The 25,051-nt window shown below is 47.7% G+C and carries 25 protein-coding genes and 1 riboswitch; of the genes, 17 read left to right on the forward strand and 8 right to left on the reverse strand.

Features of this window, described 5'->3' with window-relative positions; all coding sequences use genetic code 11:
• Positions 1-133: 133 nt before the first annotated feature.
• The gene (gene infC / locus AR543_RS07430) at positions 134-610 is read right to left on the reverse strand and encodes a translation initiation factor IF-3 (protein WP_060533167.1); all 477 of its coding nucleotides are present in this window, start codon (positions 608-610) and stop codon (positions 134-136) included.
• A gap of 209 nt (positions 611-819) precedes the next feature.
• Here infC and AR543_RS07435 point away from each other — a divergent pair, with 209 nt between their 5' ends.
• From AR543_RS07435 to AR543_RS07480, 14 genes are all read left to right on the forward strand, one after another.
• Positions 820-2,322: a copper amine oxidase N-terminal domain-containing protein gene (locus AR543_RS07435; protein WP_060533169.1), complete on the forward strand. Its 1,503-nt coding sequence runs from the start codon at positions 820-822 to the stop codon at positions 2,320-2,322.
• A 732-nt stretch (positions 2,323-3,054) separates the two neighbouring features.
• Complete coding sequence (locus tag AR543_RS07440) at positions 3,055-4,041, forward strand: hypothetical protein (RefSeq protein WP_060533171.1); 987 nt, start codon at positions 3,055-3,057, stop codon at positions 4,039-4,041.
• A 236-nt stretch (positions 4,042-4,277) separates the two neighbouring features.
• Positions 4,278-5,258 (forward strand): aldo/keto reductase, encoded by a 981-nt coding sequence (locus tag AR543_RS07445; protein ID WP_060533173.1) that lies wholly within the window; start codon positions 4,278-4,280, stop codon positions 5,256-5,258.
• Positions 5,259-6,179: 921 nt separating this feature from the next.
• Positions 6,180-6,470 (forward strand): hypothetical protein, encoded by a 291-nt coding sequence (locus tag AR543_RS07450; RefSeq protein ID WP_060533175.1) that lies wholly within the window; start codon positions 6,180-6,182, stop codon positions 6,468-6,470.
• A gap of 78 nt (positions 6,471-6,548) precedes the next feature.
• Complete coding sequence (locus tag AR543_RS07455; RefSeq protein WP_060533176.1) at positions 6,549-8,501, forward strand: asparagine synthase-related protein; 1,953 nt, start codon at positions 6,549-6,551, stop codon at positions 8,499-8,501.
• Positions 8,502-8,530: 29 nt separating this feature from the next.
• Positions 8,531-8,668 carry a paeninodin family lasso peptide gene (locus tag AR543_RS24035; RefSeq protein WP_017811556.1) on the forward strand — a complete coding sequence of 46 codons (138 nt, stop codon included), beginning with the start codon at positions 8,531-8,533 and terminating at the stop codon, positions 8,666-8,668.
• Positions 8,669-8,734: 66 nt separating this feature from the next.
• Positions 8,735-8,872 (forward strand): paeninodin family lasso peptide, encoded by a 138-nt coding sequence (locus AR543_RS24040; protein WP_017811555.1) that lies wholly within the window; start codon positions 8,735-8,737, stop codon positions 8,870-8,872.
• Positions 8,873-8,934: 62 nt separating this feature from the next.
• Positions 8,935-9,069: a paeninodin family lasso peptide gene (locus AR543_RS24045; protein ID WP_145953903.1), complete on the forward strand. Its 135-nt coding sequence runs from the start codon at positions 8,935-8,937 to the stop codon at positions 9,067-9,069.
• A 45-nt stretch (positions 9,070-9,114) separates the two neighbouring features.
• Positions 9,115-9,252, forward strand: coding sequence for a paeninodin family lasso peptide (locus AR543_RS24050; RefSeq protein WP_145953904.1), 138 nt, complete (start codon positions 9,115-9,117; stop codon positions 9,250-9,252).
• 331 nt (positions 9,253-9,583) lie between these two features.
• The gene (locus tag AR543_RS07460; protein WP_060533178.1) at positions 9,584-10,471 is read left to right on the forward strand and encodes a phosphoenolpyruvate carboxykinase (ATP); all 888 of its coding nucleotides are present in this window, start codon (positions 9,584-9,586) and stop codon (positions 10,469-10,471) included.
• A gap of 97 nt (positions 10,472-10,568) precedes the next feature.
• The gene (locus AR543_RS07465) at positions 10,569-10,871 is read left to right on the forward strand and encodes a lasso peptide biosynthesis PqqD family chaperone (protein WP_060533181.1); all 303 of its coding nucleotides are present in this window, start codon (positions 10,569-10,571) and stop codon (positions 10,869-10,871) included.
• Positions 10,852-11,316 carry a lasso peptide biosynthesis B2 protein gene (locus AR543_RS07470; protein ID WP_418304210.1) on the forward strand — a complete coding sequence of 155 codons (465 nt, stop codon included), beginning with the start codon at positions 10,852-10,854 and terminating at the stop codon, positions 11,314-11,316. The genes AR543_RS07465 and AR543_RS07470 overlap by 20 nt, the downstream gene beginning before the upstream one ends.
• A 34-nt stretch (positions 11,317-11,350) precedes the next feature.
• Complete coding sequence (locus tag AR543_RS07475) at positions 11,351-12,544, forward strand: nucleotidyltransferase domain-containing protein (RefSeq protein ID WP_060533183.1); 1,194 nt, start codon at positions 11,351-11,353, stop codon at positions 12,542-12,544.
• On the forward strand, positions 12,541-14,337 hold the full coding sequence (locus AR543_RS07480) for an ABC transporter ATP-binding protein (protein WP_060533185.1): 1,797 nt from the start codon (positions 12,541-12,543) through the stop codon (positions 14,335-14,337). Before AR543_RS07475 ends, AR543_RS07480 begins: the two co-directional genes overlap by 4 nt.
• Positions 14,338-14,670: 333 nt before the next feature.
• Here AR543_RS07480 and AR543_RS07485 read toward each other — a convergent pair whose 3' ends face one another.
• Entirely contained in the window at positions 14,671-15,597 is a 927-nt protein-coding gene (locus tag AR543_RS07485; protein ID WP_060533187.1) for an aldo/keto reductase, read from the reverse strand.
• A 122-nt stretch (positions 15,598-15,719) separates the two neighbouring features.
• Between AR543_RS07485 and AR543_RS07490 the strand changes: the two genes are divergently transcribed.
• Positions 15,720-16,562, forward strand: a complete 843-nt coding sequence (locus AR543_RS07490; protein WP_227871858.1) for an AraC family transcriptional regulator — start codon at positions 15,720-15,722, stop codon at positions 16,560-16,562.
• 82 nt (positions 16,563-16,644) lie between these two features.
• Here the strand turns inward: AR543_RS07490 and cysC are convergent, their stop codons facing one another.
• From cysC to AR543_RS07520, 6 genes are all read right to left on the reverse strand, one after another.
• Positions 16,645-17,262, reverse strand: a complete 618-nt coding sequence (gene cysC, locus AR543_RS07495; protein WP_060533189.1) for an adenylyl-sulfate kinase — start codon at positions 17,260-17,262, stop codon at positions 16,645-16,647.
• A gap of 249 nt (positions 17,263-17,511) precedes the next feature.
• Positions 17,512-18,237, reverse strand: coding sequence for a polysaccharide deacetylase family protein (locus AR543_RS07500; RefSeq protein ID WP_060533191.1), 726 nt, complete (start codon positions 18,235-18,237; stop codon positions 17,512-17,514).
• A gap of 311 nt (positions 18,238-18,548) precedes the next feature.
• Positions 18,549-19,358 carry a hypothetical protein gene (locus AR543_RS07505; RefSeq protein ID WP_060533192.1) on the reverse strand — a complete coding sequence of 270 codons (810 nt, stop codon included), beginning with the start codon at positions 19,356-19,358 and terminating at the stop codon, positions 18,549-18,551.
• A 114-nt stretch (positions 19,359-19,472) separates the two neighbouring features.
• Positions 19,473-19,567, reverse strand: a riboswitch (cyclic di-GMP riboswitch).
• Between the two features lie 304 nt (positions 19,568-19,871).
• On the reverse strand, positions 19,872-20,651 hold the full coding sequence (locus AR543_RS07510; RefSeq protein ID WP_060533194.1) for a peptidylprolyl isomerase: 780 nt from the start codon (positions 20,649-20,651) through the stop codon (positions 19,872-19,874).
• A 292-nt stretch (positions 20,652-20,943) separates the two neighbouring features.
• The gene (locus AR543_RS07515; protein ID WP_060533195.1) at positions 20,944-21,867 is read right to left on the reverse strand and encodes an AEC family transporter; all 924 of its coding nucleotides are present in this window, start codon (positions 21,865-21,867) and stop codon (positions 20,944-20,946) included.
• 410 nt (positions 21,868-22,277) lie between these two features.
• Positions 22,278-22,643, reverse strand: coding sequence for a GIY-YIG nuclease family protein (locus tag AR543_RS07520; RefSeq protein WP_060533197.1), 366 nt, complete (start codon positions 22,641-22,643; stop codon positions 22,278-22,280).
• A 334-nt stretch (positions 22,644-22,977) separates the two neighbouring features.
• Here AR543_RS07520 and AR543_RS07525 point away from each other — a divergent pair, with 334 nt between their 5' ends.
• Both AR543_RS07525 and AR543_RS07530 read left to right on the forward strand, forming a co-directional pair.
• Positions 22,978-23,685, forward strand: coding sequence for a M50 family metallopeptidase (locus AR543_RS07525; protein ID WP_060533199.1), 708 nt, complete (start codon positions 22,978-22,980; stop codon positions 23,683-23,685).
• The gene (locus tag AR543_RS07530) at positions 23,682-25,046 is read left to right on the forward strand and encodes a hypothetical protein (protein WP_060533201.1); all 1,365 of its coding nucleotides are present in this window, start codon (positions 23,682-23,684) and stop codon (positions 25,044-25,046) included. The genes AR543_RS07525 and AR543_RS07530 overlap by 4 nt, the downstream gene beginning before the upstream one ends.
• Positions 25,047-25,051 lie beyond the last annotated feature (5 nt).

Raw genomic sequence — 25,051 nt, forward strand, 5'->3', positions numbered from 1 at the left:
CGTGCAGACCCTATACAATATAGAGGCTAATCTTCTATAACGATACAAAAGTAGGATGCAAAAGCGGATCACCGGGGCTGTCCCTGGTGATCCGCTTTTTTGGCTATGATATGGGGTGTTTTTGATAAGAAAATTATACCGGGTCCACCTGTACCATGGATTGCTTGCCACTTACCTGAATACCGGTTTGTGGTTTGCCGGCTTCTTTGAGATCGCGCAGCAGGTCTTCAATAATCGATTTGGCTTTGGCGGATTCCTTGCTGCCCTGTGTTTTGACGACGAGTGTCACGGCATTGCCGGATTGCAGGATGCGCAGTGCCTGATTTTTCTTGGTATCATAATCATGATCCTCAATCTGGGCAGTCAGGCGGATTTCTTTGATTTTGGCGGGGCGGTCGCTTTTGGCAGCTTGCTGCTTGTTTTGGCGGGCAGCTCCAGCAGAGATTAGCTGGCAGGGTGGGGGACTGCTGAACAGTGAATTACACACCAGATCCACTTTTAGCTTGCGGGCCATTTGCAGGGCTTCGACAGTAGGCATAATCCCCAAATCTTCACCGTTCAGACCGGTAAGATGCACTTCGGATGCTTTGATTTTTTCGTTTTTGATCATGATGATTCCTCCAGCAGGTCTGTTGATCTTTCCTAGATATACACTTTATCAGCTATTGTATCATAATCGCTCTTCGATCAGGCACAGCATGCCTTACGGATAGCTAAATCGCCTATATCGATATTTACATAAAATTACAGGATTGTTTTACAAATAGATGGCAAACTGGGATAATGAAGGGGAATTTCAAATATGAAAGGAGATTATTCATGAAGAGAAAATTGTGGATTACCCTTCCGCTGGTACTGCTGTTGATCGTATTGTCAGGCTGTCAGGCCGTTGGAAATCTGGATATCAAAAATGCTATGATTCGCAATCTGGATGTACAGTCCATTGAATCCAGTCAGACCATATCCGTTCAGCTAACACCATCCGCTTCCGCTGATGCAGAAGATATTCAACTGGCTACAATTGTAAATGCATTGCAGCTGAATATTGACAGTGCCAAACTGCAGGCAGACGGTAAAATGTCTATACAGGGGTCTGTCCAGTACAGCGGACAAAAACTTCCGTATCACATCTATCTGGATGAGCAGGGCATGACGATTGATTTGGAGGGCGCCAAACAGCCACTATACATATCTTTTGCCTCCAATGATTCTATCGAAGGTCTGTCCAGCCTGAGCGGCAGCTTCAGCACCGCTTCTCTCAAAGGAGAAGAAAAGGAATTTGCCAAGCAGGTAATCTCGTTCCTGTATACGCATCTGCCGAATCCATCGAATATTTCGATGAATTCCGTACAGCAGGATGTATACGGTGAAGCGCTCGATCTGACCCAGCTGCATGTGGAGCTGACAGGCGATGAGCTGATTACACTGGTGAAGCCTTTCCTGGTCAGCGTTTCTCAGGACAAAGAAGGTATCCGGGAGCTAATCGGAGCAGTGTATGACTTTATGTCTACTACACTCGAACAAACAGAGCCAGGCTCCGCCAAGACTATGCTAGGCGGCAGCAGAGCAGAGTTTGTGAATAAAGGCTACAAAGAAATCAATGAAATGCTGGCACTGGTTCTCAAAGAATACGATAGCCAGCTGGCTGAACTGCAGGAGTCCAAAGAATTCAATACCGTATTTGGACCCAATACCCGCGTCAGCACAGATGTATATTTTGACAAGGATATGTATATCCGCAAGCAGTCTATGGATATGACTATTGCACTGCCGGATACAGAATATACACCGATTTCGATGATCCGCATCTCCACAGCGAGTCAATCGTGGAATATTAATGGCAATGTAACGGCTGATCCAGTAGATACAGCTGGCGGTGTACTCCAGGTATCCGAGAAGACTACACCAGGTACATTCCTGCGCAATTTTGAAAAAACATCTCCGGTATATATGCTGCTGAACAATATGAACGGCATTACCGAGAAATCTATCTATTTTGGAGCCTACGGAGATTATGCGGAGACGATTACCCGCAATCGTGTGACTCTGGTTCCGGTCAAAGATCTGGCAGAAGGACTGGATGCGAAAATGCAGTGGAATGCAGCCTCCAAACAGCTCACCCTGACAGATGATATTACCGGTGCAGTAACTGTGCTGAAGCTGAACTCCAATCAGGCTGTAGTAGATGGCCAGTCACGTACATTGTCTTCCAAAGTGATTCAGGTCAAAGGTAAAATCTATGTACCTTTGCGTTCGGTAGCCGGTATCCTTGGTGCTACCGTAGCTCCTGAAGGAGACGGATTCACAGTAACCCGTAAATAAATGTACTGCTTCCATCCAATCTATGGATAGACTAAGAATAGATAAAAGGACCTTTCCCCTGAGCGGAGAGGTCCTTTTATTCATTTAATTTTGAAATAATAATGCTTATAGTTTGTCGAAAATAGTCAATTGGAACGCAGCAATTAAAAGAAAGGGGAATTTGCCGAAAAAAATAGCCTCATTTCGGCAAAATACAGCGATGGAAGAACGAAAAATAAAAAAGAGATAAATGAGCAATTCGAATCATCCCAATTATGAATGATGAAGTTAAAATTTATCCATAAATACTTTTTATTAGAAAAATATAGGAGCCGCAGTAAACTAGTCCTCTTATGACAAAAGAGACCTTTACATAAGATCTCTATAATGCACATAACAACTGTAATTCCTGTATCTTTCGTTCATGATGGCATTGCGGCGATTATACTCCTGATTCGCCAACCCAAAAGGAGGCAGGCAAAGAAAAAATAAAAACTGGAAAATTATAAAATAATATGTAATCAAGTGAGTCAACAATCCAAAATATGGTTATTAAACCGTCATGGAAATATCATTCATTTTTTCGGGGAGAAATGGATGTAGACAGTCTCATCAATCTTCAAGCTCAAACGGTTCTATGGGAGTGGAACTGTGATGGTACTCGATGATGTATTGCACTTCTACAGAAAGCTATCCCATCCGATTTACCAAACAGACATAAAGATGATTTAATTCAAAAGGAGAGATTTTAAAATGGGATTGCTTAATTTCAAAAATGGTATGGTACTGGCTGGCGCATTGTTTCTGGGGACTGTTTTTCAGAGTGGAACAGTGCATGCACTGCAATACGGAGGAGATATCGTTCCGACACTTAGCAGCAGCGCAGGCAGCAATGGTACAGCCAAAGCAAGCGTAGAAGAATCGGGTTATGAAGCATGGAAAGCTTTTGACAATAACGGAAATGCAAACAGCTACTGGAGAGCACCGGCAGACAGCACATCCAAACTGTCCTATGAGCTGAACCAGAAGCAGGTTGTTAATAAATATACAGTACAAGCCGACACGTATGATGCAGCAGACGCACCGAAAAAGTGGCAGTTTGCTGGCAAAATCGGCAACAACTGGCTCGTAATTGACGAGCAAGCCGGTCAAAGTGGCTGGGCACCGGGAGAAAAGCGTACGTTTGAAGTGGATAACGATGTAGCTTACTCCGGTTATGCCCTGTTCATCACAGGCAATAACGGCAGCAAATGGGTAGGCATCAATGATCTGGAACTGACTTCGTTCGAAGGCAATACCAATGTGATTCCGGCAATGGGCGCACCTACATTGGATGCTGTTAATACGCCTGGCGCTGCTGCTTCGGTAAATGTAGAGTCTGCCTGGAAAGCATTTGATCACTCCGTGAGCCAAGACAGTGCATGGACATCCGACTCGCAGCGGTATGTTGATGCTTCCCTGTCCTACACATTCTCGAGTCCGAAAGTGATCAAAGGCTACGCGATCGCAGTAACTGCCAAATCAACAGCACCGGTATCCTGGATGCTGGTAGGCTCCAACGACGGCAAAGAGTGGGATGAAGTGATTCATGAGGTGAAGTCCTCGATGCGCTGGGAGCCAGGCCAAAAGAAAATCTACGCTGTAGACAATACTACAGCTTACAAAGCCTACAAACTGATCATTAACCGCAATTCCGGTCCTACTCAGGTAGTAGTGAACGAATTTGAACTGTATCAATAAAAAGAAATCGGCAGTGCAGCAAGCCGCTTTTCTTAATTAATTCCATACAAAAGCGAAAGAAGCAGCCTATGCAGAGGCTGCTTCTTTTTTTTGGCATGCTGTTCAATATTGCCAAAGCAAGCTGCCCATCATGATCGAATATTGTGGGTAATGATACGATAGCTTGTGCTTACAGATATAACTATGAGAACATAGACTAGAAAAAAGAGCGCTATCATCAGACAGGAGGAAATAAAATGAACAAGATTATGCCACTGGCCCGTCGCGGTATTTCCAGCAGTCGACTCGCTCTCGGTTGTATGCCTTTTGGAGGCGGCTGGGATCAGACCCCGTTTACGGATGAGCATGTCAAAGAAGCGGAAGCTGCTGTCGATGCAGCACTGTCGATCGGGATTACCATGTTTGATCATGCAGATATCTATACAAAAGGCAAAGCCGAGCAGGTATTTGGCCGTGTACTGAATAATCGTCCGGAGCTGCGCGACCAGATCGTGATCCAGTCCAAATGCGGTATTCAGCTGGGAGATGATGAACTGCCCGGTCGCTTTAATTTCTCCAAAGAACATATTCTGCATTCTGTCGATGGCAGTCTGGAGCGTCTGGGTACGGATTATCTGGATATTCTGCTGCTGCATCGTCCCGATCCACTCGTCGAGCCGGATGAAGTGGCAGAAGCTTTTGCATCACTCAAAGCTTCCGGTAAAGTACGCTATTTTGGCGTATCCAATATGAGTGCTGCACAGATCGCCTTTTTGCAGCAGGCGATTCCGGACTCCTTTGCGGTAAATCAGCTGGAAATGAGTCTGGGTCATCTGCACTTTGTAGACCAAGGTGTTCATGTGAATCAGGCAGCAGGTACGGCTGTGAATTTTGCCGAGGGTCTGATGGAATACTGCCGGACGCAGAATATTCAGCTTCAGGCTTGGGGACCGCTGGCACAGGGTAAATTCTCCGGTCGCGATGTGAAGGATCAACCAGAGCATATTCAGGAAGCTGCCCAGCTGGTACAGCAGCTCGCCAATGAAAAAGAAACAACACCTGAAGCGATTGTCCTGGGCTGGCTGATGCGCCATCCGGCGATGATTCAGCCGATTATCGGTACTACCAATCCGCAGCGGATCAAAGCCTGTAAAGATGCAGAACGCCAATCCCAGCTGATGACCCGTGAAGAGTGGTACACCCTGTATGTGAGCGCACGCGGCGAATCCATGCCATAACCTGTACAATTCAGCAGAGAGAGTATGCCCGTTATGTACTGCATATGGGATTGTTCTCATTCTAAAAGGTAGTAGACAACGAGGAAGCTGCTTATTTGGCTGTTATATAGAAAAATCATTGTACAGAGGATTGTACAAATCACCAATATATTGATGCGCATCACCAATGTATGGAACAGAATATGCGCACAAAAAGAGCAGACCGGCTATATGGGTCTGCTCTTTTTATATATCTGAGTAGGAAAATTAAATTTTTACAGAGGAAAAAGCAGGTAAATATGACATGAGAAGTAAGCAAAAAATGGAAGAATTATAATCACGAGATTTAGATAGTCAAATTGCAAATATTTTAATTAGGTATATAAAGGGAACGTATGATCTATGAGTGGAATAAATATCATATTTAATTACAATAAAATGTCCTATGTAACAAAATTGTAATAAATAAGAGCGTTTTCTTTTTGGTTGCCTAAGAAAATTATTTAAATCAAAAAGCAGAAATAGACCATGATGATAAGTTAGCAAATTCCCTTATGTTATAAGGGATTCCACCAATATTTTTACTTAAAATACCATAAATGTAAGATGAGAATCCGTATAAGACTAGGACTTTTGACATTTAACAAATATATGAAAAAAATAATTTATCTTAGTAATTGGAAAATTTATCATGTAAATTATTCGATTAGAGTATATAATATGTTACAAATCAATAAAGTTATTCAAAACGAATAACAATTGGGTAAAGGTAACAATGAGTTCATATGTTCAGGAAAAGAAGGACATAAGAAAATAATCAAACTGATGACCGATCGTGAGCATCATCTTTCTTTTATATAAAGAGAAGGATTGTTTGAAGGAACGAGGTCTTACAGTAGATGTGAATGTTCGTATCGGGGCATGAACCGGATAGGAGGACAAATGGTGTATACAACAGACGACAAAACTAAGTTAGTGAATAAATCACTAATCTCTGCACAATCCATCTATCGCTCACCTATTGTTACTCTGGATAAACCTGATCCTTTCAGTATCCATAGGACTGGTCTCGAACCGTATCCATGGCAAAAAAGCACAGGGATCTGCAAAACGACTTCTCTGGTAGATCATTACCGTCACCGATTGGATAGCTATATCAGCCAGCGTGATCAGTTAAAGCAGTATAGTGACCAATTACGGCAGGAAACAACTATTAATCCTCATCTTCATTAATTGATGCAGGCATGACCTATATATGAATTATAAATACACCGATATTCAAATAATCAATCACCCGAAGGAGGTGCAGGCATGAGTGCAACAGCTGGAATCTGGGATATGGCAAAACGGCATGACCATGATGAATTGCAGCAGCAGGGCAATCGTATGATGCAGAGTATGGAGCGGTACCCGGCGGATGCTTCGGGTATATGGCAGGGAGAACATCTTTTCCTCGGCTGCCATGATCAGTGGGTCACTCCAGAATCGGTTCATCAGCGTATGCCCCATTATGATTCGGTTCGCCGACTGGCGATTACAGGAGACGTAATTATTGATAATCGGGAAGAGCTGTTCAGCCAATTGGGATTGAACGCTTCTATGCATGATATACCGGATATTATGCTGCTGCTTCATGCCTACGATAAATGGGGCGAGCAAATGCCCCGTTATCTGAACGGTGATTTCGCTTTTGCAATCTGGGACGAATCCAGACAACAGCTGTTTCTCGCAAGAGACTGGTCGGGTAACCGTACGCTGTATTATTACCAGACCGCCGAGAAATTTATTTTCGCCAGTACGATGGAAGCTCTGTTCCAGACCGGCGATGTAAGCAAAAAATTATCTACACCGTGGATGGCGGAATTCCTCACAACCGTTGCGATGGAAGAGTCGACCGATATTCAGGCAACGGTGTACGAGCAGATCAAGCAGCTGCCGCCAGCACATGCGATGATCCTGTCGGCAGACAAATCATCCATTTACCAATATGGTACGCTGCTGCCAGACGAGCCACTGCGGCTGAAGTCGGATGGAGAATATGTAGAAGCTTTCCGCGATGTGTACAGCCGGGTGATCCGTGCCAAGCTGCGTACCCGTCACGGCGTAGCAGCTACGCTGAGCGGCGGACTGGACTCGGGCAGTGTAGTAAGTTACGCAGCCAAAATCCTGTCCGGTCAGAACAAGCCGATCTATACATACAGCTTTGTGCCGATTCCTGGCTTCAAAGACTGGACCTCCTCGCGGTTGATGGCTAATGAACGGCCATATATTGAAGAGACGGTGAAACATGTCAGCCGGATTCATCCGGTACATGATCATTATATGAACTTTGCCGATCGCAGTCCGCTCAGCGAAGTGGAGCACTGGCTTTCGCTGATGGAGATGCCTTACAAGTATTTTGAGAACTCCTTCTGGATTCGCGGTATTTTTGAACAGGCACAGCAGCAGGGAGCCGGTGTACTGCTTACGGGAGCACGGGGGAACTTTACGATCTCCTGGGGACCGGCGATCGAGTATTATGGCGAGATGCTCAAAAAGTTCCAGTGGATCAAACTGTATCAGGAAATGAAGCTGTACAGCCAGAATGCCGGTATCCGGCGCAAAAAGATTATCCAGCAGATTCAGCAGTCCGCCTTTCCCCGGTTAAGCCGCACTACACGCGATCTGGGACGCCCGGATGCGCTGAAATGGATTAATCCGGAACTGGCAGAGCGGACCGGGATGGCGGAGCGGGTGCGCCGGGCCGAGCTGGAGCTGGTAGGCAGTGACACCATGAGCGATCAGGATATCCGGCTGGACAAGTTCTCCAATCTGGCGACCGCCAACAAGGATGGCGCTGTAACCTCCAAAATATCCATGGGATACGGCGTCTGGGAACGCGACCCGACGAATGATCCTAGAGTGATCAAGTTCTGTCTGTCGGTACCGTATAACCAGTATGTACAAAATGGAATGGACCGCGCGCTGATCCGGCGTGCGACGGCAGGAGACCTGCCGGACAAGATCAGGCTGAACCAGAAAGTACGTGGTCTGCAGCCTGCCGATTGGGTACAGCGTATGCTGCCGATGTGGCCTGCCTTTACCAGCGAGATCCGTGAGATCTGTCAGGATCCGGCAGCTGCCGCATGGATGAACACCAGCAATATCATGGAAGCTCTAAATGAAGTGGGAGATTCCCCTTCGGCCGAAGCGGCATTTAATCCGGCTACACGCCTGCTGATGCGCAGTCTTATTATGGGACGATTCATCCGCAGCCTAGCATAGCATTGTATACCCTATAAAGGAGGTGAATAATGAACATGACAAAAATGGAATGGCAAGCTCCGGAAATGCAGGTCCTGGATGTTAATGAAACAGCAGCTGGTAAAGGCTGGAAAGTCATTGACTGGGTTACTTATGATGATGCCGATCTGTACAACCCGGGCAGCTAATTGTTGCATATCAAAGGGGTAAGTTGCACGACCAATCTATCCAAAACATTTGAGGAGGAAATACTCATGAACCAAGAAAAAATGCAATGGCAAGCTCCAACGTTGGAAGTTTTGGATGTCAATGAAACAGCAGCTGGTAAAGGCTGGAAAGTCATTGACTGGGTTACTTATGATGATGCTGACCTGTACAACCCAGGTAGCTAATCCATTTCTATTACAGTAACAGGCTCACCCCTGAACCCAAAACATTTGAGGAGGAAATAATAATGAATCAGGAAAAAATGCAATGGCAAGCACCATCCTTGGAAGTTTTGGACGTGCATCAAACAGCTGCAGGTAAAGGTTGGAGAGTCATCGACTGGGTTACTTACGACGATGCGGATCTGTACAACCCGAGCTGATTTCCATATCCAACAGTTTGATTAACGAATAAGGAGGAACACAGGATGAAAAACGAAAAAATGCAATGGCAAGCTCCAGCAATGGAAGTTTTGGAAATGAACGAAACTGCCGCAGGTAAAGGCTGGAAAGCAATTGACTGGGTCACTTATGATGACGCAGACCTGTACAACCCGGGCAGCTAATAGAATTAGCGCCAGGTCTAGGCTGAAAGGTCATCGACAACGTCGATTATAAATGATGCAGATTTGCGAAAGTCTTGCTGATTGTTCTTGGTAAGCGACCTGTGTTGCTTCGTAAGACCAGCAACAATGTAATTCTCAAAGTGACCCTTATACCCCAAAAATGTATAAGGGTCCATTTTCTTCACCAGGACACAAACATGATGGAATCACCGGTGTGCATTAAGTTCCGGAAGCGATCAGCCAGGGAACCTATCGGGAGGTTATTACTATTAACACGATCCAACAAACCGTATATCAAGCCTTTGGTCTGCGGATTAAAAGCGAAATTTCCTTGCCTGAGCTACAGCAAGTTAACAATACAAATAGATCAGCCGATGTTACCGTCCGTTTTGCGGATTTATCCCAGTGGGCGGGAGCCATTGCTACACGTGAAACCAATTTTACGATGCAGCCACCAGGCTTTATGTTCCAGATGCCCGATACGGGTATATTCTGTATTCACGAAGGAAACAGTATCACGATTGATCCTGCGCCACAGGTCAGCGAAGCCAAGCTGCGTCTGTTCGTGCTGGGGACCTGTATGGGTATTCTGCTAATGCAGCGTGATATTTTCCCGCTGCACGGCAGTGCACTGATGATTGAAGGGCAGGCGTATGCTTTTGTCGGTCATTCGGGAGCAGGTAAATCAACGCTTGCAGCTACATTTATGCAGGCAGGCTATCCGCTGATCAGCGATGATGTGATTGCCGTCAATTACGAGAATGGGGTACCGCATGTGTATCCAGCCTATCCGCAGCAGAAGCTGTGGCAGGAAAGCCTGAATCACTTTGGGATATCTTCGGATCAGTACTCTACGCTGCATGATGAATACGATAAATTCGCGATTCCGGTCGGCGATCAGTTCTATAATCAGCCGGTACCACTGGCAGGCATATTCGAACTGGTGAAGACGGATGAACCGGAAGCCAAAATCACGGAACTGAACCGGCTGGAGCGTCTTCATATTATGCTGGCCCATACTTTCCGTGGAGCAATCGTGCCGCGTCTTGGTCTGAAGCAGCGTCATTTCTCCCAGGTTGCCGCACTCGCAGGCGAACTGGATGCGTATCAGATTCATCGTTCGACTACTGCCTTTACTGCACCTGCTATTATGGAAAAGGTTGTTCAGATCATCCAATCCCAAAATCATGCTGCATCCCGTTCCGGCAGCAACAGCTAGACCGTCCGGGGATGAATGTGCCGAGGAGATCAAATCACCCATTATAAGCAATACCGGCAATAAATAGATCAGCCTATCAGCGAAAGGGGAAAAGTTAATGTCCAAGCAAATGATGAACGATACACAAAAAATCACCCAGAATTCCAACTATATCGCCAGCGATATGAATGGTGAAAAGGTTATGCTCGATATCGAGTCCGGCAAGTACTATAATCTGGGCGCAATTGGCGGCCGGATCTGGGATATTAGTGAAAAACCGGTTACTGTAGACGAGATCGTCGCAGTACTGGTACAGGAGTATGATGTTGCGCAGGACGTGTGCAAACAGCAGGTAAGTGTATTTGTAGAAAAAATGCTGCAGGAAGGGCTGGTTGAGGTCAATGGGGCTGCCGTTCGCTAAATTGTCCAAAGCAGCCAAACTGCGCAACTACCCGGCTGCGATGCGCAAGCTAATGCTGGAAGCTCTGTTTTACCTTGCCTGGGGGCGCATCATGAAGATGCGGCCTTTTGCCAAAGTCTCTCCGTCCCTGGGTGATTATATGCAGGAGACCACGTATGAGTCGGATCGGGATGCTCACCGTCAGGCGGTGCAGATCTCCAAAGCGCTGCATCTGGTCAGTCCACATGTGTTCTGGGAAACGGAATGTCTCGTTATGGCTTTTGCTGCGATGAAAATGCTTGAACGCCGCAAGCTGCCAAGTACACTTTATCTCGGTATGCGCCGTGACGAAAAAGGCGGCAATGCCGCACATGCCTGGCTGAGAAGCGGACGCTTTTATCTGACAGGCGCCAAGGAAATCGAACAATATACAGTCGTCGGGCGGTTTGCCAAGCAGTTCAACTGACAACGATTGAATACAGAATATAAAGGAGTAAGCCATGAATAAGGAATGGGGCCTTGATCTACGGAACTTCCCTGTCGAATTGAAACTGATGCTGGGTTCAATGAAGTCCAAGCCTGCTGACCTGTTACTGGCTGGCGGAGAATCTGCGCTGGACTGGCAGGAGTTCAGTTCGCTGTCTATGCATCACCGTGTTTATCCTACGATCCATGCGCATCTGTCGGCGTACAGCGATCTGCTGCCAGCAGAGACGATGCAGTGGCTGAATCACCGCTATCACCATAATACCTTCACCATGCTGCAGCTCAGCGGCCAAATGCAAAAGGTCAGCCAGGCGTTTAACAAGCAGGATATTCCGGCTCTCCAGCTCAAGGGTCCGGTCCTCGCTCAGCTGCTCTATGGGGATCTGTCCCGCCGCACGTCCAAGGATCTGGATGTACTGGTACCGATGGATCGTATAGAAGCAGCCGAACAGACACTGCTGGAACTTGGATATACCAAGACCCAGGAAGTGGACCGCACGCTGGATAAATGGAAATGGCGCTACAATCATGAATCCTACACGCATGAACGTACCGGTGTAGAGATTGAGCTGCACTGGCGGCTGAACGGAGATGCTGGTGCGGAACAAAGCTTTGACGATCTGTGGACACGCAAACAAACGATGCAGTTTGGCGGTACCTCCGTGCATATGCTGGGCAAAGAAGATCTGCTGATCTATCTCGCTGTCCATGGGGCACGTCATGCCTGGTTCCGGCTGCGCTGGTTGGCGGATATTGACAGACTGGTACGTATGGATATCGACTGGGAACTGCTCACACGCCTGGCTCGCCAGTATAAGAGCAGTCATATTATCGGTCAGGCTTTTCTGCTGTCGGCTGCTCTGCTGGAGACCCCGGTAACACCGCAGATGGAAGTCCTGATGAATCAGCCGCGTGCCAGAGATCTGGCTCGCCGGGTTATTGTATTTATCCGGGAAAAGGTCAGCCTCTGTCCAGAACCGGAAACCGAGCGGCTGGCGCAAAAATACCGTTCCTATCAGTATGCACTGCGTACCAACGGTCAAAAAGCATTGTTCTGGTGGCGCAAAATGACGCCGGATGCCTGGGATATGCAGACTCTGCCGCTGCCGAAGCCGCTGCACTTTATGTATTATCCGCTTCATCCGTTTCTGCTGCTGTACCGGCGCAATCAGCGCCGCAGTGCCCTGCAGCGGGAGGTGGGCCAGTGAATGAGCTGCGCAGCTACGTAAATGAACTACGCCAATATGGTGGCAAGCGAATCTATTTCTATATCGGTCTGATGCTGGTCATCAGTCTGCTCGATATGGTAACCCTGTATATGCTCGTTCCGCTGCTCAGCCTGATTGGTGTGTTTGGCGGAGCAGGCAGCAGCACGCTACCGATGGCCTCGCTGTTCGCGCCGCTCAAGCAGATGCCGGTGGCGACTACATTGATTATTATTTTGTCGATCTACAGTCTGCTGACAATCGTACAGGGACTGATGCAGCGCAAGCAGGCTATTATGGGTGCCGAGATCCAGCAGGGATTTATCAAAAGTCTGCGGCTGCGAGTCTATCGCTCGATTATGCGCTCCAACTGGACCTTTTTCCTGCGCAAGCGCAAATCGGATCTTAGTCATATGCTGACTACCGAGTTGGCCAGAGTCAGTCAGGGTACGAATCTGGTATTGATGCTGTCCACTTCGCTGCTGTTTACCGTGATCCAAATCGGATTCGCTATGGTACTGTCGTTCAAGATGACGCTGCTTGTAATGATCGGCGGCGGATTGCTGGCCTTGTATTCACGCAAGTTTGTCCGCAAATCCAAAACGTACGGAGATAAAATGACCCAGCTATCGCAGGATTATTTCTCCGGTATTCAGGAGAATCTGAACGGAATCAAGGATATCAAAAGCAATATGCTGGAGTCTTCGCACTTTGACTGGTTCCGCAATATGGCCAACAAGCTGGAATATAATCTGATCCAGCAGATTCGCCTGAATTCGGCTACCCAGCTGATCTACAAGCTGATCTCGGTCGTATTCATTGTCGGCTTTATCGTATTATCCGCACAGGTATTCAAGCTGCAGCCGGAGCGTTCAGTGCTGATCGTACTGATCTTTGCCCGGTTATGGCCACGATTCAGTGGTATCCAGTCGTATCTGGAATATATCGGTGCTTTGCTGCCGGCTTTCCGCGCACTCTCCAAGCTGCAGACCGAATGTGAACAGGCCGAAGAATCATATCGTCCGGTTGGATATGGTCAGGGACCGGTACAGCCGCTGCAGCAGGGTATCCGCTGTGAGCAGGTATCGTTCCGTTACAGCGAGGAGCATGGTAATGCTCTGCAGAATATTAATCTGTTTATTCCGGCAGGCCAGATGACGGCGGTCGCCGGACGCTCGGGAGCGGGCAAAAGTACGCTGATCGATATGCTGATGGGCCTCATGGAGCCGCAGGAAGGCAAAGTCACTGTAGATGGAGATGTGCTGACCGGAGAGCGTCTGCTGTCCTGGCGCAACTCGATCGGTTATGTAGCACAGGAGCCGTTCCTGTTCCACAGTAGTATTCGTGAGAATCTGCTGCTTGTGAAGCCGGATGCGAGTGAGGAAGAGCTATGGGAAGCATTATCATTTGCTGCCTGTGACGAATTTGTACGGAATCTGCCGGATGGACTGGACACGGTTATCGGTGACCGCGGTGTCCGTCTGTCCGGAGGAGAACGTCAGCGTATTGTATTGGCACGTGCGATTCTGCGCAAGCCGGAAGTGCTGATTCTGGATGAAGCGACCAGCTCACTGGATACCGAGAATGAAGCCAAGGTACAGCTGGCTCTGGAGAAGCTGAAAGGCAAGATCACATTGATCGTTATCGCTCACCGTCTGTCCACGATTCGCAATGCCGACCAGGTGATTGTAATGGATCATGGCCAGATTGTGCAGCAGGGCGGATTCAACCAGCTGTCCAGCGAGACCAAGGGAACCTTCCACCAGCTGCTGGCGTATCAGACAGCTGCCCAGTAATACTGGATGGGCTCATGCTTCTTTTTCTGACAGATAAACCGTTCGCTGCTGAAGTGAATAAAATTATGTGTATGCAATAAGATGAGCGATATGCAGATCAACCAATGGTATGCAGGCGAATTACACCATATGATATGAAAAAGGAACAGATCACTGCAATGCAGTGAAATCTGTTCCTTTTTTGATAGTTTGGATTAAGGATAGTCTGAATTGATTGTTGATACTGCAGAGTGGATTTTAGCAGAATAGTATTGGATTTGATGCCAGATCAGGGTATACAGCAATCGTTACTCTTTTCCAATCATTCGGTAAATGATTGTGTAGAGCCAGGATTTACTTCAGATCCAGCCAGTTCAGTTCTTCGCGTGTCAAATTGATCTTCGCACCCTCATCACAGGATAACAGCTCCTCACGGTTCTGTGCTCCGATCAGGGCACAGGTCGGGAAAGGCTGATTGAGTACATAGGCAAGTGCAATCTGGATCGTGGTGGTCTGCTTTTGTCCAGCCAGTTCTCCGGCACGGCGCAGCCGCTCCCAGTTGTCGTCGCTGTAGAATACGCGTACCAGGTCTTCATTATCCCGTACTTCTGGAGTAAATCGGCCGGTAAAGAAGCCTCTCGCCTGCGAAGACCAGGACAGCAGCGGCAGCCGGGTCTGTTCATGCCAATCCAGTGTCTCGCGATCAGCGGAGACACAGCCCGGCCAGAACGGTTCATTGGCTTTGGCAAGGCTCAGATTGGGACTGCTGAACGTAAAGCCGGTTAATCCGTGGGAAGCCGCGTAATCATTCGCTTCCTGCAGCCGCTGCCATGTCCAGTTGGAGGCTCCAATAGCGCCTACCCGCCCGGCTTCGACATGCTCGTTAAGCGCTTCCAAAATAGTGCCTACAGGAACAGATGGATCATCCCGATGCAGACCATACAGCTCAATAAAGTCGGTTTGCAACCGTTCCAGACTGGTCATCAGATCACTGCGAATAGCCTCAGCATTAACACGTGGTCCATGCTGGTCATGATGCGCTCCCTTGGTCAGAATGACCAGCGCTTCGCGGTTGCCGCGTTCTTGCATGTATTGACCGAGCACTTCTTCGCTTTCACCACCGCAGTAAATATGAGCAGTATCCACAGTCGTGCCGCCAATCGCCAGAAAAGCATCCAGATTCGCAGCTGCCTTTTCATAAGTATCATGTTTAAAGTAGTCGGTTCCTTTGATCAGCCGGGAGACCGGTTTGCGTGCACCTTCAATCTGGATATATTCCATATCGTATATCTTCCTTTCGTGTATAGGATGAATTACTTGTATATTGTGATTATAATGAATTCAAAAAGGCTTGGAAATGATAATATATTGAATAGATTAACACAATATTGTCATTAGAGAGGGTGAAAGGAATTAGACAGACCGTACTGCTTACGCTGCAGGAACAGCCTTATTTTTGTTTGCCGGAATCGGTCGGACATTATCATCAGCATCCGGAACATTCCGTGTTGAGAGAAGAAGGGGCACTAAATAATTTCAATATACATTATGTAGCATCCGGTAAAGGTTATGTAGAGGTGGAAGGGACAGTGCATGAGCTACGCAGCGGACAAGCCGTATTGTATTTTCCGCATCAGCGTCAGCGGTATTATAGTAGCCAGGATGATCCCTGGGATGTGCGCTGGGTGCATTTTTATGGAGAACGTCTGCATGATTATATGATTGAGCGGGGATTTCACCGTAATCTGCTATGGACACTGCGTCAGCGGGAAGGGTGGGAAGCGGCTCATCTGGCGCTGCTGGATGAAGCAGAGCGGCACCGCATGCTGCATCCGGCTCTGTTATCCACATTGACCTATGCGGTTCTGGCCGAATTTGTACATCAGGCGGTTCCGCTGAAGAATCGGCGGGCCGGTCAGGCCGAGAACCGGATTCTGAGCTTGCTGCCGCAGATGCAGCAGCAAGCCTGTGAACCTTTTTTGCTGCAGGATTGGGCGGAGCGAGCGGGAGTGAGCGAGCACTATTTTTGTCGATTGTTCAAAAGTGTGGTCGAGATGACTCCAATGGAATTTATTACCCGTTCCCGGCTGCAGATGGCCAAGCAATGGCTGCTGGAATGTCCGGACCGTCCGATTGGGCAGATTGCAGAAGATGCCGGTTACCCGAGTGTGAGCTATTTTAACCGTCAATTTCTGGCCCGTGAAAAGAAGACTCCGACAGAATATCGCAGATTGTACTGGAACTAAATTTACTCCATGTCGGCAGGTATAATCATTATTCCTGCCTGACAATACATGAACAGACTAAATATACGCTCCGTCAGCCGGATCAGCGGGAAAGATCCATACTGGGTACAGCAGACAGTTCAAGTGTCTCCATGATCAGCATCACGGATTCTTCAACAGACAGGAACTCGGTGTTGATAACGAGTTCCGGCTGCTCCGGGATATCATAGGGAGCGCTGATTCCGGTGAACTGGGGAATTGCTCCACTGCGCGCCCGAATATACAACCCCTTTGGATCACGCTGCTCACAGGTTGCCAGAGAGCAATTAACATAAATTTCGCAAAAGTCCTCCGGCTGGAACATTTCCCGCACCATCTGCCGATCCGGCGCGTGGGGAGAAATAAGTGCAGCGATCACGATCTGCCCGCTATCCAGCAAAATACGGGCGACTTCGCCTATGCGTCGCAGATTCTCGCGCCGATCTTCCGGGGCAAAGCCAAGATCGCTGTTCAGTCCCTGCCGCACCCGGTCCCCGTCCAGTACATAACAGGATTGTCCACGCAGGAACAGCTCGTGCTCCAAGGCAAAAGCCAGTGTGGATTTACCTGATCCGGATAGTCCGGTCAGCCACAGTACACGTCCCTTTTGCCGTAAAATCCGTTCGCGGTCATTACGTGTGATATAGGGCGAACCTGCTGCGGACTGCTGTGATTCCGTCATAAATACACTCCTTTGTACAAACAAATTGGGTTTATTTTATCATAACAGCAATACGCCGGAATTGCCCGTATGGAACCAATGAAGCTGGAAAAATTCTGGATAAAGACTGATACAGCTCACTAAAACTTGATAAGCTTGGAAGGAATAAAAAAGAACCCTGTACGCAAAAAAAATCTTTTTGCAAACAGGGTTCTTTTTGTACAGTTGTATAAACTGCATAGGCTGTATATCCGGCTTTGGATCGCCCAATTAGCGTTCGTCGTTCCAGAAGTTCAGCGGATGATTTTTTTTGTCTAATACTTCAAAATGATAGCCTTCTGCCTTGAGCTCTTTGAGTACTTTTGGCAGTACTTTGAGCGTGGCGGGCTGATCATGCATCAGTACAACCGGAGTGGAGCCGCGACGTTCGACCGATTTCACCTGGGCCATAATGTTGTTGTATACTTTCTGGTGATCTTTTTTGTATTTCCAGTCCAGGGAATCCACGTTCCAGTCCCACAGATGGAAACCACCGGTGCTCAGCATAATATCCCGGTAGGATTTTTTGAGATACGGCTTGCTGCCGTAAGGAGTACGCACCAGGCTGGTGTACTTGCCGGTTACTTTATACAGGCTCTCGTTGGCGCCTTTCATTTCCTTGTAGGCGCTGTAGGGAGAGCTGTAGAACTTGCTTACCACATGGCTAACACCATGGAGACCGAGTCCGTTACCTTCTTTGACAATACGTTTGGTCGCTGCTGGGAAGTGTTCCATATGCGGCCCAAGCATAAAGAAAGTCGCTTTGGCATTGTACTGATCGAGGATATCGAGCAGCTGCATCGTGTGGGCAGTCGGTCCGTCATCAAAAGTCAGATAGATCACTTTGGATGAATGTGCTTTGCTGCCGGATGATTGTGATTTGGCAGCGGTCGCTGTCTGGGGAATTAATAGTACAGCGATGAGTAGTGCGAATAACCATTTTTGCTTATGTAGCATGAATAAAACGCTCCTTACCTGCAAATTTCTGTATCTATCATAACAAGGCAGCCAGCAGTGAATCTTCCGTAAATGGATACTATTGCATAACATTTTTGTTACATTAATCGGCATTAAACTACAAAATCGTCAAATTGTGAATATTGCAAATAAAAGAATTGGTTCCAAAGGTAGATAGATAAGTATTTGGTCGCATAACAAAGCACAGAAAATGAACTACCCATAGAGATAAAATTATCTCGGTATATTCTCCATATATACATAAAGAGACAGACGGAAAAGAACGTCTGTCTCGATAGTGAAGCATCATTTTATTTATTTACCAGTGTCGACCAGCCGGCATAATCATGCACAGCAATACCGGCAAAAGAATCATGTGCACCAGCCTGCTGGATCACGCTGGCCAGCTGGTTGTTCAGATAGGCAGCGCCTTCCTCGTAAAAGGTGATCGCATCCCCTTCATCTGTAGGATTGGTCTCTACACCTATATAGACGGGAGTACCGGCAGCATCACCTTCGGCAAGCTGGGCTTCGGCGACATCCAGAATTCCGGAGGCATGATCACGGTAAGCCATGATCGTAATGGAATCATACTGCTGCATCATCCAGCTGCTGAGCGTCGCAGATTCGTCTGCGGTCAACAGGGTATGCAGCCAGAACGGGATATCGGCAGAAGCGGGGATATGCAGAGCATGAGCAGTCTGTACAACAGTCTTCACACTGCGCTGCCAGCCGGCGATAACGGTGGTCTGGTCGGTACGCCATTCGGGCAGCAGATAAGGCTCGATATCGATATGGATACCGCTGAATTTCTCATTTGCCGAGGCGTCCTGTTGATACGTGGTTATCCAGTCAAGCGTGGCCTGAAGTTCGTGACGCCGGGAATCCAGCGCCCAGGAAGGGGCTCCATCGAGTGCCTGCACCGTAATGTCCTGTGCAGAAGCGGCAGCAATAAAGTGTTGGTATACATCAGCATCCAGATCGGCGTTGACCTGCAGGTAGATCAGGGTAACGTTCTGGCTGGCTGCAAAAGATAAAATGCGGTCTGTGGAATTCACAATCAACTGTGTGTTCCACAGCCAGGTCGCTTTCTGTGGCGCTTGAGCATAAGCAGATGTCATCGTGAATCCTCCTAGCCCTAGTAATAATGCTATACAGAGGATACCCAATTGTAAGCGATAATATGCTGTTCTCATGATGTTGGACTCCTTCGAGTCATACCGCATCAGGTATTCATCGGCAACCGGCTGCCTTAGCACGATCCTGCTTGTCATGCCTTAGACCCATGGCTTTGCGTCTTCACTTTTCAGTGAATTTGCCCTGATTAAATATGATAGACAATCATTCAGCATGGGATGCTGTAGTGATGAAGGCTTTGCCAAGACTTCATAGGGTATATATCGTCGGTATAGCTAAGTTTCTAAATAGATAATTACTAATTTTGCGACAAAAAATGACATTTTTTATAATGTATATACGATGTGAAAAACAAGCTGCATAGTTATGGAAATATCTATTCAGCTAAGAACGAATATACACAAATAGAATGACTGGAGATAAAAAGAATTAACTACCAGCAAAAACATAACAGCAAAAACCCGGCGCTGTAGAAAACGCCGGGTTGGAAAATAGGCTTATTTTGTTTTCTCCGGTTCTGGATAATCGACACCTTTGGTGTCCACGGTTACCTTTTTCATGACAGGAGGAGTGTTCGGTTTGTCATTGCTATCTCTTGGCAGGTTGACGATTTTGTTGACTTCTTCCATGCCGCTGATGACTTTACCAAATGCAGCATATCCGCCATCCAAATGCGGAGCGTCCGCTACCATCAGGAAGAATTGGGAGCCGGCGGAATTCGGATCGCCGGAACGTGCCATCGACAGTACGCCAGCCGTGTGCTTCAGATCATTCTGCACGCCATTGGCTTGGAATTCGCCTGGGATGCTGTAGCCTGGATCACCAGTGCCATCGCCTTTGGGATCGCCGCCCTGGATCATAAAGCCCGGAATAACGCGGTGGAAAGTCAGACCGTCATAGAATCCTTTTTTGACCAGGGAAATGAAGTTATTGACGCTGTTCGGTGCTGCTTTGGGATACAGCTCGATTTCGATCTTTTGACCATCATCCATTTCGACTGTTACGATCGGATCGTTATCCTGCTTGAAATTGGCCGAGTTATCAGTGGCGGATGGTGCCTGTGTTGTATCTGTTGCTGTAGATCCGCTCTGGTCGCCGGTGCTTCCGGTCGAACCCGTGCTGCCACTGGAGCCGTTCGTCTCTGTGCTGGTAGACGTACCGGTCTGGCCGGAAGTAGAACTGCTGGTTCCATTATTATTGCCGCAGCCGGCGATAATCAGGAACAGGGCTGCACATACGAGTACAAATACAACATTTTTACGCGGTTGGCGTAGCATAGATAGGTTCACTCCTTAGTGGATGGTAAGTTCCCTGGCACGTTGTCTGGCGCTAGCCGATTTCGAGACGGATCAATCATCCGCAAAGAAACGTCTAACGCAGAAATGTGCTGCAGAGCATATACTATGACTTTAAACCAAGCCAGGGCTGTGAAGCAAATATTGACGCGTAATATTTGGCAGCCGCTAAACAGAAGCAGGCTGCCGAATCAACAAAGTGTTCATTCCGGCAGCCTGCAGGTCATCTTGCATCTGTATTTTTTATTCACGGTGGATATCGCAAACGATCCGATTATTGCAGATGCCCGGATAATGCAATGACAGCAGTAATCGTAAATACATTCACAATTGTCGAAATCAGTACCGTCTGAGCGGCAAAATCGGGTTCATTGCGATATTCTTCCGCCAGAATCGATGTATTGACCCCTGTCGGCATAGCAGAGGCAATCAGCAGCGCCTGCGCTGGAATCCCGTGCATATCGAGCAGCAGAATCAGCATCAGACCGATCAGTGGACCGCCAAACAGCCGCAGTACCATGCTGATATAGATATCGCTGCGATACAGCCGCAGTGGATATTTGACGATCTGCGCACCGAGCGTGATCAGTGCGATCGCGACCATAGACTGCTGGGCATACGTGAGCGGCTGGGCGAGTACGGTCGGCAGTGGAATCGCCAGCGCATGCATAATCAAGCCAAGTGCCAATGCGTAGGGAACCGGCATTTTCAGAAATCCGATAATAACGCTGCGGTAATTGCCCTGCAGCCGGGAACCCTGAATCGAGATGACTCCATAGGTAAAGGTAAGCAGGCTCTGCAAAGACATGATCAGTGCCTGCATCGAAGCGGCCAGCGGCTCTCCGCTGAATACGAGCTGATTGACCGGCAGACCGTAATTACCGGAGTTATCCAGCATGATGCTGTTATTGAAAGCAGCCTTTTTGCCGCTTTTGTAGCCCATGATTTTTGAAGTCAGGGAGCCGAGAAGATACAGAATCAGTACATACAGAGCATAGAATAGTATCACACTACCCAGTAGTTCAGGATTCATATTCGAATGATACAGACTCATAAATACGGTTGCCGGTGTAATACAGTAAAAGTTGATTTTGGATAGCGTGTACAGATCCAGCTGAAAAATCCGCTGCAGTACCGAACCGACAACAATCAGCACAATAATCGGCAGGACTACGCTGTACAGGATAGTTATAAACAAGCAATTCACTTCTTTCTCTATTTGTTTCTCTCGATGTAAATCAGTATAGACAAGTAGTCATCACACTTGTGCCGAAGTCTCTCTACTCCAACAGTTCGACCAAAAGTATAACATAGTTTCCCGGTCAGAAAGATGAATACACGGTAATCTGCGGACAAGAAAGTAGAGTGTACACCTAAAGACCGTACAAAGTACATCACAAAAAGGATGTAGAAAGAACGTACAGGAAGTGCATAAACCATAACTTGGTTACAGCACCTCTTGCAGCCCAAATACCAGGTTGCCTGATTCGGATGAATGGCACAGCTATCTGAATGTATAACACAAAAAAGGCAGAAGTCGTATCCACGACTCTGCCTTTTTCAAGAAGGAGACTTTACGGATTCGCTCCAGTTCCTGATGCAGATGTATCATACCGATGTGTTTTTCTGAAGAGGAAGATACAGATTCATGCCTTCACTGCGGAAACGCTCGATCCATTCCTCTTCCTTGTCCTGCAGCTTGTCCTTGATTCGTTCATATGGATTTTCCAGCGGCTTGAGTACTTCCAGTATATTCACTTCGAACTGATCTTTGCCAAGCCGTGTCCAGTCTGCCTGCAATTCCCGGTGGATAAAACTGCCCATCTCCAGCGAGAACAGGGACCCGTTAATAGTACGCAAATTTGGAGTACTGGTGACCCAGACTTTTTGCTCCGGCAGATTGCGCACCTCGTAGATGCCTGCTTCTATCTTTATTTCCTTGTACTGCTCCTGCAGTTCTTTTCTGCGATTCATTTTATTCAACTCCTATAATAGATTAACGCTATACTTATACCAATATAATATAGATAATAATATAAATTGTCTATAAAATAATTAGACAGATATGATGTAAGAAAGTATAAAGGTCAAAAAATCGGCAAATGGGTAATAATAAGGGTTTGACGATCAATTGTATTGCAAGATAGCGAGCGTTAAAATAAAAGAAACGATAGTACAGTGCCATGTTTTCGATATCAATGCACTGCTTTGGCGAGAGATCATACAATTTGGCTAGAAATCATGCAAATAGATGGAATAAAAATATAGATAAATAAAAAGTATATCAAGCATATGAGGATGTGGAGTATTGAACAAATGGCTTAAATTGATTCTTCTGCTTGTTGGATCGGCGGTTCTGACCCGGCTGATTCCGTTCTCCTCGTTATTCCGCAATCTGGATACGATGATTCACGAGTTCTGTCATGCCATTGTTACGCTGATGACTTCGGGACGGGTAAATCGGATTGAGCTGAACGCAGATCACAGCGGAGTGACCTATTCCATGATTACATCAGCCTGGAGCGGACTGCCTATTGGACTGGCAGGATATATGGGGTCTTCGCTGTTCGTGATCTGGCTGTTCTACCTTTATCATAAGCGTCAGCAGCGAATCGGTATTATCGTAACGGCAGCTATCGCCCTTATTATGCTGATTCTGTATGTACATCAGGGATTCGGCGTAATCTGGCTGATCGGATTTGTAATTGTAAGTATTCTAATGCTGATCAGTCCGGAATGGCTGCGCAATGGCTATTATTTGCTAATTATGTTTTTGACGCTGGAAGAATCGGTGCTATCTTCTCTGACTATACTGATTATGGCCATTACCAGCCCTTCGTCGGCAGGTGATGCGACCGGACTAGCTCATCAATTTATGCTGCCTGCTGTAGTATGGGGCGTTATTTTTGCCGGATTCTCACTATGGTGTGCCAAAATCTCTGCCCAGCTGTTTCTGCGCAAGCGCAAACCGCCGCGTACTACAACATCTTCAACCTCAGGAGGGTTTGCCGGATGAATGATCACCCTTATCGCAGCCGCCCCTGGGCGATGCGGGGCGCAAGTATACAGATCGATCCGCTGTTTCCTTATTATGCGGATCGTTCTCCCGACAGTATCGCGGATGAGCTGATGCTCGCCGGATATCGTACGGTGCATTATTTTGTAGTCAACGAACAAAAGGTCGACCAGTGGCTTGTCGAAGCGCTCCAGAAAAGGGAAATTGCTGTCTGGGCGCTGGTGCTGGGTAACGGCACATTCAGTGTAGAACATGCACCGCCATCCTGGGCTTCCTGGAAAATGGAGCTGCTGCGTCCGATCAATGACGGGTTTGAACGGTTCTCCCATTTCTCGGCAGATTATATCCAGTGGAAAAAGGAAGTGCTGTCCTATCTGCTGGAAAATGTGCCGTTCGACGGTGTGGAAGTGGCCGAACCGTATTTCCCGGAATGGAATGGCATCGCACGCGGTGTCTATGGCGATATTGGTCCGCTCGCAAGGCAGGCATTTCATCAGAAATACGGTGAAACTATTCCCGAATTTGTCGATGAATCGGCATCCAATTATTACAAGCGCGTCCCCGATATTTACCAGGCATGGGTCGATCTGCGCGTTGATGCGGTCAACCATCTGATCGATGAGCTGATCAATGGAGAGAAGGGGGCAAGGCAGGTGCGTCCGGATATCAAGGTGGCGACCTGGTCACTGGCTGTGCGGGAAGCAGATGCCGTAGACAAGCTGCGTGAATGGCAAGGGCTTGATCCGCTATCCATGATCGAGAAGGTGCGGCCGGATCTGCATATTCTGCAGACCCACTGGCCGGACTGGATGAAGCGGGGGCTGGGCGCTGATTATATCCGCGAATATGAACCGGTGGCGGCACCGATCCGGGAACGTTATCCGAACCTGCCGCTTGGCATCCAGGCGGATATCGGTTCCAAGGCGAGCATGATCAAGGGTCGTCGCTGGGTCGATGATTTTGAACATCAAGCGTATGCGCTCGGTTATCAGACCTGGACAGCCTATGAGTATCATATTGGCGGCTATATGTATGCCGAGCCGCCCCTGCCTTCTTCCGGACTGCTGCTGGATGAGGATGAGGTCATGATCACATATAACAAACGAATTGATCCGGAGTCGGTCGGCAGTGTGGTTCTGCATTTATCAACGGGTCTGAGCAAGCCCCGCGAATGGAAAGTCAGCCACTCGGCAGTAGATGGCAATCGACTATTTCTGCGTTTTGCCCGAGCGCTGCCGCCGGCCCCTTTTCAGCTGGAAATCCGTGATATTCGAGATACGCCCGATCTATGGCTACTCAAAGGCCGCAAAGCCAATCGTACTCCCCGTAAAACACGGGTGACCGTTATCCGCAAAAATTAAACATC

It is taken from the genome of Paenibacillus bovis, from assembly GCF_001421015.2.
Classification (GTDB): domain Bacteria; phylum Bacillota; class Bacilli; order Paenibacillales; family Paenibacillaceae; genus Saccharibacillus; species Saccharibacillus bovis.

Coding starts and splice junctions, on each gene's coding strand:
- AR543_RS24045 (WP_145953903.1), top strand. CDS start 8,935: ATGAATCAGGAAAAAATGCAATGGCAAGCACCATCCTTGGAAGTTTTG.
- AR543_RS07450 (WP_060533175.1), top strand. CDS start 6,180: ATGGTGTATACAACAGACGACAAAACTAAGTTAGTGAATAAATCACTA.
- infC (WP_060533167.1), bottom strand. CDS start 610: ATGATCAAAAACGAAAAAATCAAAGCATCCGAAGTGCATCTTACCGGT.
- AR543_RS07440 (WP_060533171.1), top strand. CDS start 3,055: ATGGGATTGCTTAATTTCAAAAATGGTATGGTACTGGCTGGCGCATTG.
- AR543_RS07470 (WP_418304210.1), top strand. CDS start 10,852: ATGGGGCTGCCGTTCGCTAAATTGTCCAAAGCAGCCAAACTGCGCAAC.
- AR543_RS07465 (WP_060533181.1), top strand. CDS start 10,569: ATGTCCAAGCAAATGATGAACGATACACAAAAAATCACCCAGAATTCC.
- cysC (WP_060533189.1), bottom strand. CDS start 17,262: ATGACGGAATCACAGCAGTCCGCAGCAGGTTCGCCCTATATCACACGT.
- AR543_RS24040 (WP_017811555.1), top strand. CDS start 8,735: ATGAACCAAGAAAAAATGCAATGGCAAGCTCCAACGTTGGAAGTTTTG.
- AR543_RS07455 (WP_060533176.1), top strand. CDS start 6,549: ATGAGTGCAACAGCTGGAATCTGGGATATGGCAAAACGGCATGACCAT.
- AR543_RS07505 (WP_060533192.1), bottom strand. CDS start 19,358: ATGACATCTGCTTATGCTCAAGCGCCACAGAAAGCGACCTGGCTGTGG.
- AR543_RS07500 (WP_060533191.1), bottom strand. CDS start 18,237: ATGCTACATAAGCAAAAATGGTTATTCGCACTACTCATCGCTGTACTA.
- AR543_RS07530 (WP_060533201.1), top strand. CDS start 23,682: ATGAATGATCACCCTTATCGCAGCCGCCCCTGGGCGATGCGGGGCGCA.
- AR543_RS07520 (WP_060533197.1), bottom strand. CDS start 22,643: ATGAATCGCAGAAAAGAACTGCAGGAGCAGTACAAGGAAATAAAGATA.
- AR543_RS07445 (WP_060533173.1), top strand. CDS start 4,278: ATGAACAAGATTATGCCACTGGCCCGTCGCGGTATTTCCAGCAGTCGA.
- AR543_RS07485 (WP_060533187.1), bottom strand. CDS start 15,597: ATGGAATATATCCAGATTGAAGGTGCACGCAAACCGGTCTCCCGGCTG.
- AR543_RS07510 (WP_060533194.1), bottom strand. CDS start 20,651: ATGCTACGCCAACCGCGTAAAAATGTTGTATTTGTACTCGTATGTGCA.
- AR543_RS07435 (WP_060533169.1), top strand. CDS start 820: ATGAAGAGAAAATTGTGGATTACCCTTCCGCTGGTACTGCTGTTGATC.
- AR543_RS24050 (WP_145953904.1), top strand. CDS start 9,115: ATGAAAAACGAAAAAATGCAATGGCAAGCTCCAGCAATGGAAGTTTTG.
- AR543_RS24035 (WP_017811556.1), top strand. CDS start 8,531: ATGAACATGACAAAAATGGAATGGCAAGCTCCGGAAATGCAGGTCCTG.
- AR543_RS07475 (WP_060533183.1), top strand. CDS start 11,351: ATGAATAAGGAATGGGGCCTTGATCTACGGAACTTCCCTGTCGAATTG.